Consider the following 14,790-nt stretch of genomic DNA (forward strand, 5'->3'; position numbering starts at 1 on the left):
GATGGCGATTGACACGGACAGGCAGCGCGAGAAGGGGGCAAGCGGCAATCCGCTGGCCCGTCGGCTCGCGGGAAAACGCCTTGCCGCCCGGACCATCCTCTACACGGAGGCGCTTGCGCCGCGGCTGCTGCCGATCCTGCTGCTCGTCGCGGGTTTCCTGGCGCTGACCTGGTTCGGCTATTTCCGCCACGTACCCGCCTGGCTGCATATCGCGACGCTCGCCGTTTTCGCGCTCGGCCTCGCCTGGTTGCTTTTCCGCCTGCGCGGCATCGTCTGGCCGTCCGTCGACAATGCCGACCGCATGCTGGAGACGCGCAATGCGCTCGCCCACCAGGCGATCCGCGTGCAGGACGACAGGCCGGCCGGTGGCGATGCCTTTGCGCAGGCGCTCTGGCGCGAGCACCAGGCCCGCATGGCGCGTCTGATCGGCACGCTGCGCACCGGCGCGCCGGAGCCGGATATCGCCCGCCATGACCGCCACGCGCTGCGCGCCGTGCCGGTGCTCCTCCTCGCCATCGCCTTTGCCTTCTCCTATTCCAACCGCGGTGGGCTGCTTGCGGACGTCGTTTCGCTGCGCGCGCCGAGCGAATCGGCGCCGGATGTGCGCATCGATGCCTGGGTGACGCCGCCGGCGCATACGTCGCGCGCGCCCGTCTTTCTCACCGGCAACGGGCAGGGCCAGCCGAGCGAGGCGGCGAAGGGCGAGATCCGCATTCCCCAGTTCAGCGAGCTGACCGTGCGCGTCACAGGCGGCAGCGGCGACGAACAGGTGAGCTATCAGGTGGCCGGCGAGACCGCAGCCACCGCCATCGAGGAAGAAAAGCCGAAGGACGAGAAGGCGGAAGGCGCGAAGACCGAGGCGAAGGTGCCGGTCGCGGTCGCCAACGGCGCCAAGACCCTGCATTACAAGATCCTGAAGGACGGCACGCTTTCGGTCGATGGCCGGACCTGGGCCTTCACGGTCATTCCGGACCGCGTGCCGGAAATCGCCTTCGATGGCATTCCGAAACAGACCGTGGCGGCGGCGCTGGAGATCAGCTTCATCGCCAAGGACGATTACGGCCTTCAGGAAGCCCATGCAGAGATCGTGCCGGTCGACGCGCAGAAGGATGCCCGGCCGCTCTATCCGCTGCCGGAATACCGGCTCGACCTGCCGCGCCGCAGCGCGCGGGATGCCAAGGGCACGACGAGCCGCAACCTCTCCGAACATCCGCTCTCCGGCAAGCGCGTGAAGATCACGCTCGTGGCCAAGGATGCGGCGGGGCAGGAGGGTCGTAGCCAGCCGGTCGAGATGGTGCTGCCGGCGAAGAATTTCTTCGAGCCGCTCGCCGCCGCCGTCGCCGAACAGCGGCAGGTCTTTGCGCTCGATGCCAACCAGCTGCCCTATGCGATCGCGCTCAACGAGGCGCTGACCATGCGGCCGGAAGAGACGATCCCGAACCTCACGCATTACCTACTGCTGCAATCGGCCGCTGCGCGCATGAAACTTTCGCGCACGGAAGACCAGATGCGCGAAACGGCCGATTATCTCTGGGAGATCGCGCTCGGCATCGAGGACGGCAACCTGTCGCTCGCCGACCGGCGCCTGCGCGAGGCGCAGAAGGCCTTGTCCGAGGCGCTGGAACGCAATGCCCCCGACGAGGAGATCGCTGCGCTGATGAAGGAACTGCGCGAGGCGATGGAAGCCTATATGCAGGAGCTCGCCCGCCAGGCCGCCAAGAACGGCCAGATGCAGCAGAATGCCCAGCAGCAGGGCCAGATCCTGCGCCAGCAGGATTTGCAGCGAATGATGGACCAGATCGAGAATCTGGCCCGTTCCGGCGCGCGTGACCAGGCGCAGCAGATGCTTTCCGAGCTTCAGCGCATGATGAACAACCTGCAGGCCGGCCGTCCACAACAGGGTCAGCAGGGCCAGCAGAACGACGCCATGCGCCAGCAGATGGATAAGCTCGGCGAGTTGATGCAGAAGCAGCAGCAGTTGATGGAGCAGACCTTCCAGCTCGACCAGGCCTTGCGCGACCGCCAGCAGCGCGGCGACCCGATGCCGGGCGAGGAAGGCGAGCAGCAACAGCAGCAGCAGCAGGGCGACAACGGCGCCGGCCAGCAGCCGACCGACCAGATGACGGCCGAACAGCTTCGCGAGGCGCTGAAGAAGCTTCAGGAGCAGCAGGATGCGCTGGGCAAACAGCTCGGCGAGGTGCAGGAAGCGCTGAAGGGCATGGGCATGGAGCCGGGCGAAGGCTTTGGCCAGGCCGGGCGCGAGATGAAGGGTGCGTCGGAAGCGCTTGGCGAAGGTCAGGGCGAATCGGCCGTCGGCAGCCAGGGCCGGGCGCTGGAGGCGTTGCGCCAGGGCGCGCAGAACATGATGAGCCAGATGCAGGCCATGGGGCAGGGCCAGGGTCAAGGCCCCGGCGAAGGCATTCCGCAGGCCGGCCGCAACGGGCGCGATCCGCTCGGCCGCGAGCGGCCCGTCAACGGGCAGGGTCCGGACTTCGGCGGCCCGACGAAGATCCCGGAAGAGATCGACATCCAGCGCGCGCGTGAAATCCTCGACGAAATCCGCCGCCGGCTCGGCACCGGTGCGGCGCCCGGCTTCGAGCGGGACTATCTGGAGCGGCTGCTCGGGATTCGGTGATTAGGCTGCCAAAGCCTGTGCGACAGCGCGGCGGATATCCGGCAGGCTGAAGGGCTTGCTCACCACGTCGACGATCTTCGAGGCAAGGTCGTCGGCGCGTTCGCGCTGTTCGGCATAACCCGTCATCAGCAGGATTTTCAGCGCCGGGTGGGCGGCGGCGGCCTTGTGGGCGAGTTCGATACCGTCCATGACAGGCATGCGAATATCGGAGAGCAGCAGGTCGAAGCCGCCGGCCGTCAGCGCGTCGAGCCCGGCGGCGCCATCCGGCGCCTCGACGGTTTCATGGCCGTCCAGCCGCAAGGCGCGCGCCACGAAGACGCGCAGCGAATCCTCGTCTTCGGTGATCAGAATCTTCGCCATCGGTTCCCCTGTTCGGTCCGTTCGGCAATGAAAAGACCAGACTTTCCTTGTCGATCGGTAAACGGCGGCTGGCGGAATTTGCAGTCAGGCGTCCGCGTCGCCCGTCACGATGCCGACGAAGGGCAGTTCGCGGAAGGCGTAGGCGACGTCCATGCCGTAGCCGACGACGAAATAATCCGGGCATTCGAAGCCGACATAGTCGGCCTCCAGGTCGGTCTTGCGCTTCTCGCGCTTGTCGAGCAGCACGGCGATGGTGACGTTGCGTGCGCCGCGCTCGTACATCAGTTCCTTGGCGAAGGTCAGCGTGCGGCCGGATTCGAGGATGTCGTCGATCAAGAGGATATCGCGGCCGGTGACGTCCGAATCGATGTCCTTCACCACCTTCACGCCCTGCGAGACGGTGCCGGTGCCATAGCTCGACAGCGTGATAAACTCGACTTCCGGCGCAAGGCCTGCCGCATGCAGCGCGCGGGTCAGGTCGGCGGCGAAGATGAACGAGCCCTTGAGAACGGCGATGACGAGAAGGTCCTTCGTCGGGCCGCCGGCGATCTGGACCGCAAGCTCTTCGTTGCGCTTGGCGATCTGCCCGGCATCATAGAGCGTTTCGATCTTTTTTCCGCGGACAATATGCATCGCGAGGGGGCTCCCTGGGTGGCGTCAAAGGAGCCGATTAGCACAGTCAGTTGACCGGTGCACCCTCGGGCACCAGGGAAACCGTGACTTTCGGCACTTTTCCGCCGCCGTGCGGAATGCGAAGCGCGAAGTTTTCGCTGCCGCCGGCCGCGATCGTCTTGCCGTCGAGGGCGACGCGGCGCGGTGTTTCACCCGCACCACCGACGAGGATATCCACCGGCGGGGCGACCTCCACGCCATCGCCGACATTCTCGACGCGGCCGTAGACGGACAGCACCTTCATGCCGTTCCGGTCGTCGACCGTCGCCGTGACGTCGGTCACGCGAAGCGCCGCGCCGGGCTCGCCCGTCGGAAGGGCCGCCTTCAGCGCCGACAGGCCGCCGGCATAGGCGAAGACGAAGAGGAAGCTCGCGGTGACCAGGCCGGCAAAGGCGCGGCCGGAGAGAAGCTGCAGGCCGGCCTCGCACAGCCGGGCGCCCGCCGCGCCGGTGCGCACCAGCAGGTGGCGCGGGGCCGGGCTCAGCGGTGCAGGGCGAATCGTGCGGTGGTTGTCGTTGGAGGTGCGCGCCGGACCGGTTCGGATGACGACGAAATCGACGTCGACCACTTCGCAGCGTGCCTGGGATCGCGGCTTTTTGGCAGGCGTCCTGGGTTCGGGCGGCAGGAGATCGATCCGGCCTTTTGCCTGTTGTCTCGCTCTGAAGGCGTTCATCGCGATCTCCCGCTTGGCCGGTTTTCCGCGCAAAGTCAGGGGCGAAAAGTCGGGCATTGAATGAAATCCTTACGAAACGTAAACCATACTGGTTAATGCTTCGGAAACCCGACCGTGAAAGAGCCGCTTTCCTGTGCGACCTGCGCTACGATAGCGAATCGCGGTTCAGGTAACCGCTTCTAGAACCGGATTGGCCATTGATTCATTTCGAGAATGTCGGACTGCGCTACGGGATGGGGCCGGAGATCCTCCGCGACCTGACCTTCGATATTCCGCGCCGGTCCTTCCAGTTCCTGACGGGGCCGTCCGGCGCCGGCAAGACGACGCTTTTGCGCCTGCTTTTCCTGTCGCTCCAGCCGACGCGCGGCATCATCCGCACCTTCGACCGCGAGATTTCGACGATCCCGCGCGACGAGCTGCCGATGCTGCGTCGGCGCATCGGCATCGTCTTCCAGGATTTTCGCCTGCTCGATCACCTGACGACCTATGAGAATGTCGCGTTGCCGCTGCGCGTGCGGGGCAAGGAGGAATCGAGCTATCGCGCCGATGTGCTGGAACTGCTGAAATGGGTCGGGCTTGGCGAGCGAATCAATGTGCTGCCTGCAGTCCTGTCCGGCGGGGAAAAGCAGCGCGCGGCCATTGCGCGCGCGCTCATCGACCGGCCCGAGCTGCTGCTTGCCGACGAGCCGACCGGCAATGTCGATCCGCCGATGGCGCGACGATTGCTCAGCCTCTTCCTCGAATTGAACCGGCTCGGTACGGCCGTGGTGATCGCCACGCATGATCTGTCGCTGATGGACCAGGTGGACGAGGCGCGGCGCATGATCCTCTCGCAGGGACGGCTCGACATCTATGACTGACGCTCCACAGGAGACCGCCCAGGACGCCCAGCCCGCCCGCCGGCTGGAAATGCGCGTGCGCCCGACCGCACCCATCGTGCCGCCATCGAACGTCTCCGGCAATGCGCTGATGCTGGTCATCGCCATCATGGCCTTCCTCGCCTGCCTCACCTTCGGCGCGGTCAACATGGTGCGCGCCACGGCCGCGAGCTGGCAGAGCCAGATCTCCCGCGAGGTTACCATCCAGATCAAGCCGGACGACGCGCTCGACATGGAACAGGCGCTGAAGGACGTGCGCGACCTCGCGCTCACCTTCTCCGGCACCCGCGACGGCACCATCGTCGACAAGGCGGCGACGGCGCGCCTGCTCGAACCCTGGCTCGGCGAGGGCCTCAACATCGACGAACTGCCGGTGCCACGCCTCGTCATCGTGACCATCGACGAGCAAAGCCCGCCGGATTTCGCGGCAATGCGGGTGGCGCTGGCGGAAAAGGTCCCGACGGCGTTTCTCGACGACCACCGCACCTGGGTGGACCGCCTCGTCGCCATGGCGCGCACCACCGCCTTCATCGGCACGGGCGTGCTGGTGCTGGTCTTTTCCGCCATGGTGCTGACCGTTGTCTTCGCGACGCGCGGGGCGCTTTCCGGCAACCGGCATATCGTCGAGGTGCTGCATTTCGTCGGCGCGGAGGCGGGTTTCGTCGCCTCCGAATTCCAGAAACATTTTTTGAAGATCAGCCTCAAGGGCTCGGTTGCCGGCGGTTTTCTCGCGGCCCTGTTCTTCGCGGTCGCCAGCTTCTGGCAGGGGCGCTCGATCGCCACGCCCCAGAGCGATCAGGCCACCGCGCTCTTCGGCACCTTTTCCATGGGGCTCACCGGCTATCTCGGCATTGCCGCGACGATCGTCGTCATCGCGGTGCTGACGACGCTGACGGCCCGCTTCACGGTGATGCGCACGATCCACGAAATCGACCTCATCCGCTCCGACCCGTCGCGAACCGACCAACTGCCCGACCAATGACCGAGATGAGACGAACCATCGCCGCGAAGCGGACTATCGCTTGCCGCAATCCGGGTCTATGGACGGAATCATGAACGCGCTGGAACGGGCAAAACCGGGACTGCCGCAGGGCATCCGGTCTGACGGGGAGGGGCGGCGCCGACGCATGCGCCCAGCCCGGCTCGTCGTGCGCGTCGTCCTGGCGCTGATCCTGATCGCCGCCGTCGCCGGCATCGGTGGCTTCCTCTATTTCGCCGAGACGGTCGCTGCCCTCGAAGCGCCGCGCGACCCGAAGGCCGACGCCATCGTGGTCTTGACCGGCGGTTACCAGCGCATCGACCGCGCGATCGGCCTGCTCAAGCAGGGGGCCGGCCAAAGGCTGCTGATTTCCGGCGTGAACCCCACGACGAGCGGCAACCAGATCCGCAAGCTCACGCAGAGCTCTTCCGCGCTCTTCGAATGCTGCGTCGATATGGGCTACGAGGCGGTGGACACGATCGGCAATGCCAACGAGACGGCGCGCTGGATCAGCGACCACCAGTTCCGCCGGGTGCTCGTCGTCACCAACAATTACCACATGCCGCGCAGCCTGCTGGAGCTGAGGGTCGCCGATCCGCAGACGGATTTCATCGCCTATCCGGTGGTCAATTCCGACCTGAAGAACGGCAACTGGTTGCGCGAACCCGGCGTCGTGAAGGCCATGCTGTCGGAATACCTGAAATACAGCGCCGCGCAGATCAGGGCCTTGGCAGGCGCGCGCAGCTGGTCCGGTCTTCGCGGCGACGTGGCGGGCCTTTCGGCGCACTGAGATCGCAGCGACGGGAGTTTCCCCGCCCGGCAATATCGTGTAGGGCGAAAGGACGCGTCCCCCTCACAGGCTGCCCGATGATCGTCCTTCGTTCCGTGCTTTTCAACACCGCCTTCTACATCAACCTCATCGTGCAGATGATCGTCATGACGCCGGCCTATTTCCTGCTGCCGCGCAAGAAGGCCTATGGCATCGCCAAGAACTGGGCGAGGAGCAACCACTGGCTCTTCGACAAGATCGTCGGCACGACCTTCGAGATCGAGGGCCTGGAGAACATCCCGACGGGTGGGTACATCTTCGCGCCGAAACACCAGTCGTTCTGGGATGCCTATGCGCTGCTGCCCTGGCTCGACGATCCCTTCTATATCCTCAAGCGCGAGCTGACCTGGATCCCGCTGTTCGGCTGGTATCTGAAGAAGCAGCGCATGGTGCCGGTCGATCGCAGCGCGCGCGGCAAGGTCATGGCCGCAGTGATGGAGCGCACAAAGGCGGAGATGAATTCCGGCCGCCAGCTCATCATCTATCCGGAAGGCACGCGCCGTCCGCCGGGTGCGCCACCCGAATACAAATACGGCATCGCCCGGCTCTATCGCGATCTTCAGGTGCCGGTGGTGCCGGTCGTCATGCATCCGGGCCTGTTCTGGCCGCGGCGCAAGGCCATGCGCTATCCCGGCCACTTCAAGGTGCGCATCCTGCCGCCGATCGCGCCGGGCATGGATCCGGATGCCTTCCTCGCCCATCTCATCGACGTCATGGAAACGGCGAGCGACCGCCTGCTGATCGAGACCGCGGCGGCAAACCCGAGCCTGCCCCTGCCGCCGACCGCCGAGCAACGGCTGGCGGAACTGAAAGCGCACGCGGCCGCCTGATCAGGCCGGCAGGTGGGCGTGGAGACCGTCCGCGGCGCGGCCGACATCCTCCAGCCAATGGTCTCGGATGCCCATTTCGCGCAGATGCGCCAGCGTGTTGCGCACATAGTCGATGTTGCGGCCGGATTTTCCGACCGCCGCACTCACGGTCGAGGCCGCCTCGTCGACGGAGAGCGAGCCGGCATATTGCTGGTGGGCGCGGTCGATGATGTAGGCCAGCGTCGTGACGCGGCGGCCGCCGCTAAGCATCGCCGAGAGCGTGCGCTCCTTGTAGACATGGGTCACCAGTTCGCGCTCGCGCAGGTAATCGACGACGGCGTCGCGGTTTTCGGGCGCGATGCGGAAGGCGACGCCGCGGCAGGAGCCGCCGTAATCGAGGCCGAGCACCAGGCCGGGCTTCTCTTCCGTGCCGCGGTGCACCCAGGAGCGCACGCAGAGCGACCGGCGGAAGCCGAAAAGATGGGCGGGCTGTCGCTCCTCGAATTCGAAGCCCGGGTTCCACATCAGCGATCCATAGCCAAAGACCCAGAATTCGTTCATATCCACCGTCACTTCTGCCGTTTCTCTAAAAGCCGCCGCAATTGCCGGCTTTGACGCCTTTGCGGGCAAATCGCATCGCCACCATTGGAGAACTACATGGCATCGTCAAGCCACGCCGGCACGTCCGGCGTCTCGCGCAAACTCGTTCGGCTCGCCATTGCCGTCGTTCTCGTCGTCGCACTCTATACGGGCGGATGGTTCTATGCCGCAAGCTGGCTGAAGGACACGCTGACGCAACAGCTCTCGGCGTCGGCCGCCGGCCTGCATTCCGCTTCCTGCAGCAATCTTTCCGTCCGCGGCTTCCCCTTCCGCATCGGCCTGTTCTGCGACACGGTCGGCATCGACGATCGCCCGACGGGCCTGTCGGCGACGTTCGGGGCGCTGCGCTCTGCCGCCCAGGTCTATCGTCCGGGCCATGCCGTCGTTGAGCTCGACGGGCCGGCGCAGGTGCGCGTGACGCCCGATCTCGTCTTCGATGCCGACTGGGACCTGTTGCGCGCCAGCGCCGTCGCCTGGACGAACGGGCTCGACCGGGCTTCCGTCGTCTATGACGGGCTGAAGGGCCGGCTCAACGTGCCGTCAGAAGCCGTCTCGATCGGTGTTGCCGCCGCGCATGGCGAAAAACATATCCGCCAGTCCGGCGAAGCGCTCGACGTCGCCGCCTCCTTCGATGCGCTGTCGCTCGATCTCGGCGACCGCGTGCTGCCGCCGCTCGACGTCGTGGTCGACATGACGGTTGCCGATGCGGCGAAATGGATTTCCACCGAAGGCCCGCCGGCGGACGTGCCGCTCGGCGCGAGCGTGGAGCTACGCCGCCTTTCGCTCGATCTCGGCGACGGCAAGGTCGCGGCACTCTCCGGACCGCTCAAGGTGGGCGATGATGGTTATCTCTCCGGCACGCTCGATCTCGACATTGCCGGTATCACGGTCTGGCGCGACCGGATTTCCGAGGCCTTTCCGGAGATTGCCGAGACGGCGGCGCAGGTGGCGCAGGTCATCGAAGGCCTGTCGAAGGGCGGCGACCGTGCGGTGGTCAAGCTCAATGTCGAGGACGGGACCGTCTATCTCGGTCTCTTCCCGATCGCCTTCATCCCGCCGTTCTAACCTTTCTTATCAGCGACCGGACGGCCGAAGTTCGGCGCTGCGGTATCCTGGCCGGCATCGATGATCGAGCGGCGGATGGCGCGGGTGCGGGTGAAGAGGTCGAAGAGCTTTTCCCCGTCGCCCCAGCGGATGGCGCGCTGGAGATAGGCGAGGTCTTCGGAGAAGCGCGACAGCATTTCGAGGATCGCGTCCTTGTTGTGCAGGCAGACGTCGCGCCACATGGTCGGGTCCGAGGCCGCCAGACGCGTGAAGTCGCGGAAACCTGAAGCCGAATATTTGATGACTTCCGATTCCGTCACCGTCTCCAGGTCATCGGCCGTGCCGACGATGTTGTAGGCGATGATATGCGGCAGGTGCGAGACGATGGCGAGCACCTTGTCGTGGTGCTCCGTGTCCATCTCGTCGACCTTCGAGCCGAGCGCCTCCCAGAACGCGGCGAGCTTGCGCTTGGCGTCCTTGTCCGTGCCGTGCACCGGCGTCAGGATGCACCAGCGGCCCTGGAACAGTTCGGCGAAACCGGCGTCAGGCCCGGAATGTTCGGTGCCGGCCAGCGGGTGGCCGGGGATGAAATGCACGTTCTTCGGAATATGCGGCAGCATCTGCGCTACCACCGAGGCCTTGGTGGAGCCGACGTCGGTGACGATGGAGCCGGGCTTCAGGTGCGGCGCGATTTCCTCCGCCACCTTGCCCGAGGCGCCGACGGGCACCGAGACGACGATGAGGTCGGCGCCTTCGACGGCCTGGCCCGCATCGTGCACATAATCGGTGCCGAGATCGAGCTCGCGGGCGCGGTCGAGCGTCTCCTGGCTGCGGCTGGAGATGGTGACGGTCTTTGCCAGCCCCTTGGCCTTCACCGCGCGGGCGATGGAGGAGCCTATGAGGCCGATGCCGATCAGCGTGATCTTGTCGAAATGTCCGTCCGTCATGTCCGCCGTCCCTTTTTCCCGCTCCGGCCCGGATTAGCGGGCAGCTCGACATTTGTCGAGAGGATCAGCGCGGCGCGCGCTCGCGTGTCGTCGGCACGCCCTGCGGCGCCAGCACCGGCACGAAGACGCGGCGCGAGGCGCGGGCGGCGACCGGCAGGCCCTGGTAGAGCCGTTTCTGCGCCTCCACGATGATCACGCCGGAAAACATCGGCCAGAGCATGCGCCCCAGCCGCTCGAAGGCGCCGCGCAGTTTCTGCACGCTGCGCAGTTTCGAGGGCGGGAAGAACAGCGCTTCAGCGCTGGCGCCGGGCGTGAAATTGGTCTCGCGCAGCAGCGCGGTCAGCTGGCCGCGCGAATAGGGCCGGCCGGAACCGAAGGGCGTGTGCTCCATGCGCGCCCAGACACCGCGCCGGTTCGGCACGACGATGACGAGCCGCCCGCCCGGTGCCAGCACGCGCCAGAGTTCCTTCATGGTCTCGCGCGGATTTTCGGCGAATTCCAGCGAATGCACCATCAGGATACGGTCGACGGCCGCGTCCGGCAGCGGCAGTTCCTCGTCAAAGACCAGCGCCGTGGAGGAGAGTTCGCTCGGCGGCCAGTTTACCGCGCCCTGGCCGGCCGGCATGAAGGCGAAGGTGCGCTCGGTATCGGCGCGGAAGCGTTCGAGATAGGGCACGGCATAACCGAGCCCCACCAGCCGCTCGTCCGGCAGCCGCGCCCAGAGCGAGGCGAGCGCCATGGCGATCGAATGATCGGCCAGGCGGCCGAGCGACGAGTGGTAGAATTCGCGGAGGTCGACGATATCGGCATGCATGGCTTGAATGTGAGCGATAGGCCGGTGGACTTCAAGGCCGATTGCCTTACATTCCCGCCGACCGCCCGACCGATAGATGAGGATTGCGCCATGGCTTCGCTCGAACTAGACCTCTTTCCCTGCCGCAGCGACAATTTCGGCGTGCTGCTGCATGACCCGGCAACGGGCGCGACCGCGAGCATCGATGCGCCGGAGGAACAGCCGATCCTCGACGCGCTCGCCCGCCGCGGCTGGACGCTCAGCCATATTTTCACGACCCATCACCACAACGACCATGTCGAGGCCAACCTGGCGCTGAAGGATCGTTTCGGCGTCACGATCATCGGGCCTTCGCGCGAGGCGCCGCGCATTCCCGGCATCGACCAGAAGGTGGATGGCGGCGACAGCTTTGACTTCGCCGGCCGCCGCGTCGAGGTCATCCTGACGCCGGGCCATACGCTGGGGCACATCTGCTTCCACCTGCCGCAGGAAAAGCTGCTCTTTGCGGCCGATACGCTCTTCGCGCTCGGCTGCGGTCGTCTCTTCGAGGGCACGCCGGCGCAGATGTGGGACTCGCTGACAAAACTCGCTGCCCTGCCGGACGAGACCACCGTCTATTTCGGCCACGAATACACGCTGTCCAATGCGCGCTTCGCAAAGACCGTCGATCCGGAGAATGCGGCGCTCCTCAGCCGTGTCGCCGAGATCGAGGCGCTACGGGCGGACGGCGCCTTCACGGCGCCGACGACGATCGGGCTGGAAAAGGCGACGAACCCCTTCCTGCGCGCCGCTGACCCGGCGATCCGCCGCCATCTCGGCCTGGAGACGGCGAGCGACGCCGAGGTCTTTGCCGAGATCCGGGCGCGCAAGGATCGGTTCTGATGACGCCCGAGGAGATCATCGCCCGGCTCGGCATGGAGCGGCATCCGGAGGGCGGCTGGTATGTGCAGACGTTCAGGGATGCCGATGGCGGCGAGCGCGGGCATTCGACGGCGATCTACTACCTGCTGGAAAAGGGCGAGCGCTCGCACTGGCACCGGGTGAAGGATGCCGTCGAGATCTGGCATCATTATGCGGGCGGGCCGCTGGCGCTGTCGCTGAGCGATGGCAAGGCGCCGGCCAAGGTGCAGGTGCTCGGGCCGGATCTTGCTGCGGGCGAGCGGCTGCAGCTCATCGTTCCGGCAAACTGGTGGCAGGCGGCCGAGCCGCTCGGCGACTGGACGCTGGTCGGCTGCACGGTCTCGCCCGGCTTCGTCTTTTCCTCCTTCGAGATGGCGCCGCCCGGCTGGGTGCCTGGTAGCTGAAGTTCAGACCGGCGCCGTCGCGCGCCTGCGCAGGATCATGTCCTTGGCGGCGAGCACCGCGCCGCCCGTCACCAGCAGGCAGGCGAGGCCGATGCGCCAGGACGGTTCGGCGAACCCGGTGAGGATCAGCATGAAGGTCGAGAGCAGCGGCGCGGCATAGCTTGCGGCGCCGAGGATCTGGATGTCGCCGTTCTTGACGCCGAAATCCCAGGCATAGAAAGCGGCCCCCACCGGCAGCAGGCCGAGACCGGCAACGGCGAACCACTCGAAATTGCTTTGCGGCCAGACGGTGGTTTCCAGCATCACATGGCAGAGGAGCGACAGGAGCGAGGTGGCAAGGCAGAAGCCGGTCACCACATCGGTCGAGACGGTCTCGAAGCGGCGGGTGATCAGCGAATAACCCGCCCAGGTGAAGGCGCAGAGGAAGGCCGCGCCATAGCCGACGAGATAGGCCTCGTCGAAGGCAAAGCCGTTGCGGCCGACGATGAGGACCGTGCCGCCAAGGCCGAGGACGGCGCCGACGACATGGTTCCACTTCAGTGTCTCACCCGGCAGCAGTGCCGAGCCGACGACGATCAGCAGCGGCCAGAGATAGGCGATGAGGCCGGCCTCGACGGCCGGCGCGTTGCGCAGCGCCGTGAAATAGAGGAAGTGGTAGCCGAACAGGCCGAGAATGCCGATGATCCAGACCTTTGGCGGCTGGCGCAGCAGTCTGACGCGCTGCGGCCTTGCGGCGAGCACGACGAGGCCGGGCAGGCTGCCGATCAGGAAGCAGATGGCGGAAAGCTGGAAGGGCGGCATCTTGCCCGAGGCGGCGGTGAAGAGCGCCAGCAGCGCCCACATGAGGATCGCCGAAAAGCCGATGAGGGTTGCACGCGTCTTCAAGGCCGATCACTCCCGCCGGTTTTCCGACGGGGCGCCGCGTCAGCCGCCGAAGCGCGTGGCCGAGACGGTGACAGGGCCGAGCTTGGTCGGAATCTGCACATAGACCGGAGCATATACATTTGCCCCCTCGGCCTTGGCAAACCAGATTTCCATCGTCTTCAGCTTGCGCAGGTATTCCACGTCGTCACGGCCCTTCTTGTAGCCGGACTTGGGGATGAAGCGGATGCCGCAGACCACGACGTCGCCCTCGAAACCCTTGGTGGAATAGGGCTTGGTGCCCTTGGAGGTGAGCTTCAGGTCCATCCGGGATTCGCCGTCGAAGATCGGCAGCGTCTTCGGGCAGACCTTGCCGTCGTCGGACGGGATGATCAGGCCGGAGATCGGGTCCAGCACGGCGCGCATGTCGGCGCTGGAGACCGGCACCCAGTTCTTCGGCTTGCGGCGCGGCGGCGTCATGTTCGCGGTGATGACGTTGCCGTTGCGGAAGGTGACGTCGATGGCGCGGCTGCGCTTGCCGCTCTTGTAGGTCACGGAATAGTTGGTGGCGCGCAGCTTGTCGCGGCTGACCGTGCCGGAGACCGAGGTCGTGCCCTTGGTGCTGGAAAAGATATCGGCGAGGCCGGCCGATTGCAGGCTGCCGGAGATCGTGTAGCGGTTGCCCTGGAAGGCCGAGCGGAAGGTGGCGGTGGCGACCGGCAGGCCGGAAAGCCGGATGCTGTAGTCCGTGCGGTGCTCGATTTCAGCCGACGACAAGGGTGTCGCGCTGCCCGCAAGGGCAAGCGACATCAGTGCGCCAGCAATCCAACCCCGCCCGTTCATCCTTACGCTCTCCATTGAGACGCTCCGCCTAACCCGCCATTGCGGCGATTCTGCGCCGGTCGAAAAATCCCGATCGGCTTGCTATTGCCTGCAAATCATGAGCTTTGGCAACTGAATTCAAGCTGAACGGCAGGTTTGGCTTGACGGCTCCGCTCCGTGTGACTATAGAACCGCAACTTTCCAAAAAGGCCAGACGGACTGCGGCCGGTTTCGGTGCCGGAAACGTATTGTCCTGAACCAAGAAAAATAGGTGTACCATGTCCCGTAGTTGCGAATTGACCGGCAAGGGCGTCCAGTCGGGCAACAATGTGAGCCACGCAAACAACAAGACGAAGCGCAAGTTCCTGCCGAACCTGTGCAGTGTCACGCTGATTTCCGACGCCCTCGGCCAGCGTTACCGTCTTCGCGTTTCCGCTGCAGCGCTCCGCTCCGTCGAGCACCGCGGTGGCCTCGATGCCTTCCTTCTGAAGGCTGACGAGAACGAACTGTCGATGCGCGCCCGTCTGCTGCGCCGCCAGATCGCCAAGAAGACCGCAGCCGCTGCTATCGCTGCCTGATCTTTC

Annotated in this window: 17 protein-coding genes; 9 read left to right on the forward strand and 8 right to left on the reverse strand. The window is 65.8% G+C overall.

Annotation, left to right across the window (positions count from 1 at the left end):
- Position 1: 1 nt before the first annotated feature.
- Positions 2–2,635 carry a TIGR02302 family protein gene (locus AC1RWL_RS18220; RefSeq protein WP_493095376.1) on the forward strand — a complete coding sequence of 878 codons (2,634 nt, stop codon included), beginning with the start codon at positions 2–4 and terminating at the stop codon, positions 2,633–2,635.
- Here AC1RWL_RS18220 and AC1RWL_RS18225 read toward each other — a convergent pair whose 3' ends face one another.
- The 3 genes from AC1RWL_RS18225 to AC1RWL_RS18235 form a co-directional block, all read right to left on the reverse strand.
- Positions 2,636–2,995, reverse strand: coding sequence for a response regulator (locus AC1RWL_RS18225; protein ID WP_319324192.1), 360 nt, complete (start codon positions 2,993–2,995; stop codon positions 2,636–2,638). It abuts the gene before it with no gap.
- Between the two features lie 84 nt (positions 2,996–3,079).
- A complete protein-coding gene (gene hpt / locus AC1RWL_RS18230; protein ID WP_256121408.1) occupies positions 3,080–3,628 on the reverse strand; it encodes a hypoxanthine phosphoribosyltransferase in 549 nt (182 codons plus the stop codon).
- Between the two features lie 46 nt (positions 3,629–3,674).
- Positions 3,675–4,340, reverse strand: coding sequence for a hypothetical protein (locus AC1RWL_RS18235; RefSeq protein ID WP_493095375.1), 666 nt, complete (start codon positions 4,338–4,340; stop codon positions 3,675–3,677).
- Between the two features lie 197 nt (positions 4,341–4,537).
- Here AC1RWL_RS18235 and ftsE point away from each other — a divergent pair, with 197 nt between their 5' ends.
- From ftsE to AC1RWL_RS18255, 4 genes are all read left to right on the forward strand, one after another.
- Complete coding sequence (gene ftsE, locus AC1RWL_RS18240; protein WP_256121406.1) at positions 4,538–5,200, forward strand: cell division ATP-binding protein FtsE; 663 nt, start codon at positions 4,538–4,540, stop codon at positions 5,198–5,200.
- Positions 5,193–6,200, forward strand: coding sequence for a cell division protein FtsX (locus tag AC1RWL_RS18245; RefSeq protein ID WP_435269216.1), 1,008 nt, complete (start codon positions 5,193–5,195; stop codon positions 6,198–6,200). The genes ftsE and AC1RWL_RS18245 overlap by 8 nt, the downstream gene beginning before the upstream one ends.
- A gap of 145 nt (positions 6,201–6,345) precedes the next feature.
- On the forward strand, positions 6,346–6,987 hold the full coding sequence (locus tag AC1RWL_RS18250; RefSeq protein WP_493095618.1) for a YdcF family protein: 642 nt from the start codon (positions 6,346–6,348) through the stop codon (positions 6,985–6,987).
- Between the two features lie 77 nt (positions 6,988–7,064).
- On the forward strand, positions 7,065–7,856 hold the full coding sequence (locus AC1RWL_RS18255) for a lysophospholipid acyltransferase family protein (RefSeq protein ID WP_435269215.1): 792 nt from the start codon (positions 7,065–7,067) through the stop codon (positions 7,854–7,856).
- Here AC1RWL_RS18255 and AC1RWL_RS18260 read toward each other — a convergent pair whose 3' ends face one another.
- Positions 7,857–8,408: a gamma-glutamylcyclotransferase gene (locus AC1RWL_RS18260; protein WP_493095374.1), complete on the reverse strand. Its 552-nt coding sequence runs from the start codon at positions 8,406–8,408 to the stop codon at positions 7,857–7,859.
- 84 nt (positions 8,409–8,492) lie between these two features.
- Here AC1RWL_RS18260 and AC1RWL_RS18265 point away from each other — a divergent pair, with 84 nt between their 5' ends.
- On the forward strand, positions 8,493–9,500 hold the full coding sequence (locus tag AC1RWL_RS18265; protein ID WP_493095373.1) for a DUF2125 domain-containing protein: 1,008 nt from the start codon (positions 8,493–8,495) through the stop codon (positions 9,498–9,500).
- Here the strand turns inward: AC1RWL_RS18265 and AC1RWL_RS18270 are convergent.
- Positions 9,497–10,426, reverse strand: coding sequence for a prephenate/arogenate dehydrogenase family protein (locus AC1RWL_RS18270; RefSeq protein ID WP_493095372.1), 930 nt, complete (start codon positions 10,424–10,426; stop codon positions 9,497–9,499). The two genes, AC1RWL_RS18265 and AC1RWL_RS18270, sit on opposite strands and share 4 nt — an antisense overlap.
- A gap of 64 nt (positions 10,427–10,490) precedes the next feature.
- Positions 10,491–11,240, reverse strand: a complete 750-nt coding sequence (locus tag AC1RWL_RS18275; protein ID WP_256121401.1) for a class I SAM-dependent methyltransferase — start codon at positions 11,238–11,240, stop codon at positions 10,491–10,493.
- Positions 11,241–11,330: 90 nt separating this feature from the next.
- On the opposite strand from AC1RWL_RS18275, the gene gloB reads away from it, so the two are divergent.
- Both gloB and AC1RWL_RS18285 read left to right on the forward strand, forming a co-directional pair.
- Positions 11,331–12,101, forward strand: a complete 771-nt coding sequence (gloB, locus tag AC1RWL_RS18280) for a hydroxyacylglutathione hydrolase (protein ID WP_493095371.1) — start codon at positions 11,331–11,333, stop codon at positions 12,099–12,101.
- Positions 12,101–12,523 carry a cupin domain-containing protein gene (locus AC1RWL_RS18285; protein WP_493095370.1) on the forward strand — a complete coding sequence of 141 codons (423 nt, stop codon included), beginning with the start codon at positions 12,101–12,103 and terminating at the stop codon, positions 12,521–12,523. Before gloB ends, AC1RWL_RS18285 begins: the two co-directional genes overlap by 1 nt.
- A gap of 3 nt (positions 12,524–12,526) precedes the next feature.
- Here the strand turns inward: AC1RWL_RS18285 and yddG are convergent, their stop codons facing one another.
- Together yddG and AC1RWL_RS18295 are read right to left on the reverse strand one after the other, a co-directional pair.
- The gene (gene yddG, locus AC1RWL_RS18290; protein ID WP_493095369.1) at positions 12,527–13,408 is read right to left on the reverse strand and encodes an aromatic amino acid exporter YddG; all 882 of its coding nucleotides are present in this window, start codon (positions 13,406–13,408) and stop codon (positions 12,527–12,529) included.
- A gap of 39 nt (positions 13,409–13,447) precedes the next feature.
- Positions 13,448–14,227, reverse strand: coding sequence for a DUF3108 domain-containing protein (locus tag AC1RWL_RS18295; protein ID WP_256121396.1), 780 nt, complete (start codon positions 14,225–14,227; stop codon positions 13,448–13,450).
- A gap of 257 nt (positions 14,228–14,484) precedes the next feature.
- Between AC1RWL_RS18295 and rpmB the strand changes: the two genes are divergently transcribed.
- Complete coding sequence (gene rpmB / locus AC1RWL_RS18300; protein WP_493095368.1) at positions 14,485–14,784, forward strand: 50S ribosomal protein L28; 300 nt, start codon at positions 14,485–14,487, stop codon at positions 14,782–14,784.
- Positions 14,785–14,790: the final 6 nt, after the last annotated feature.

This window comes from Shinella sp. GW821-FHT10F02, assembly GCF_058809275.1.

Bases quoted from the DNA above. Each gene is read 5' to 3' on its own strand.
- AC1RWL_RS18270 (WP_493095372.1), bottom strand. From the start codon at position 10,426: ATGACGGACGGACATTTCGACAAGATCACGCTGATCGGCATCGGCCTC.
- AC1RWL_RS18225 (WP_319324192.1), bottom strand. From the start codon at position 2,995: ATGGCGAAGATTCTGATCACCGAAGACGAGGATTCGCTGCGCGTCTTC.
- AC1RWL_RS18295 (WP_256121396.1), bottom strand. From the start codon at position 14,227: ATGAACGGGCGGGGTTGGATTGCTGGCGCACTGATGTCGCTTGCCCTT.
- AC1RWL_RS18285 (WP_493095370.1), top strand. From the start codon at position 12,101: ATGACGCCCGAGGAGATCATCGCCCGGCTCGGCATGGAGCGGCATCCG.
- gloB (WP_493095371.1), top strand. From the start codon at position 11,331: ATGGCTTCGCTCGAACTAGACCTCTTTCCCTGCCGCAGCGACAATTTC.
- AC1RWL_RS18255 (WP_435269215.1), top strand. From the start codon at position 7,065: ATGATCGTCCTTCGTTCCGTGCTTTTCAACACCGCCTTCTACATCAAC.
- AC1RWL_RS18275 (WP_256121401.1), bottom strand. From the start codon at position 11,240: ATGCATGCCGATATCGTCGACCTCCGCGAATTCTACCACTCGTCGCTC.
- AC1RWL_RS18245 (WP_435269216.1), top strand. From the start codon at position 5,193: ATGACTGACGCTCCACAGGAGACCGCCCAGGACGCCCAGCCCGCCCGC.
- AC1RWL_RS18250 (WP_493095618.1), top strand. From the start codon at position 6,346: ATGCGCCCAGCCCGGCTCGTCGTGCGCGTCGTCCTGGCGCTGATCCTG.
- AC1RWL_RS18265 (WP_493095373.1), top strand. From the start codon at position 8,493: ATGGCATCGTCAAGCCACGCCGGCACGTCCGGCGTCTCGCGCAAACTC.
- AC1RWL_RS18220 (WP_493095376.1), top strand. From the start codon at position 2: ATGGCGATTGACACGGACAGGCAGCGCGAGAAGGGGGCAAGCGGCAAT.
- AC1RWL_RS18235 (WP_493095375.1), bottom strand. From the start codon at position 4,340: ATGAACGCCTTCAGAGCGAGACAACAGGCAAAAGGCCGGATCGATCTC.
- rpmB (WP_493095368.1), top strand. From the start codon at position 14,485: ATGTCCCGTAGTTGCGAATTGACCGGCAAGGGCGTCCAGTCGGGCAAC.
- hpt (WP_256121408.1), bottom strand. From the start codon at position 3,628: ATGCATATTGTCCGCGGAAAAAAGATCGAAACGCTCTATGATGCCGGG.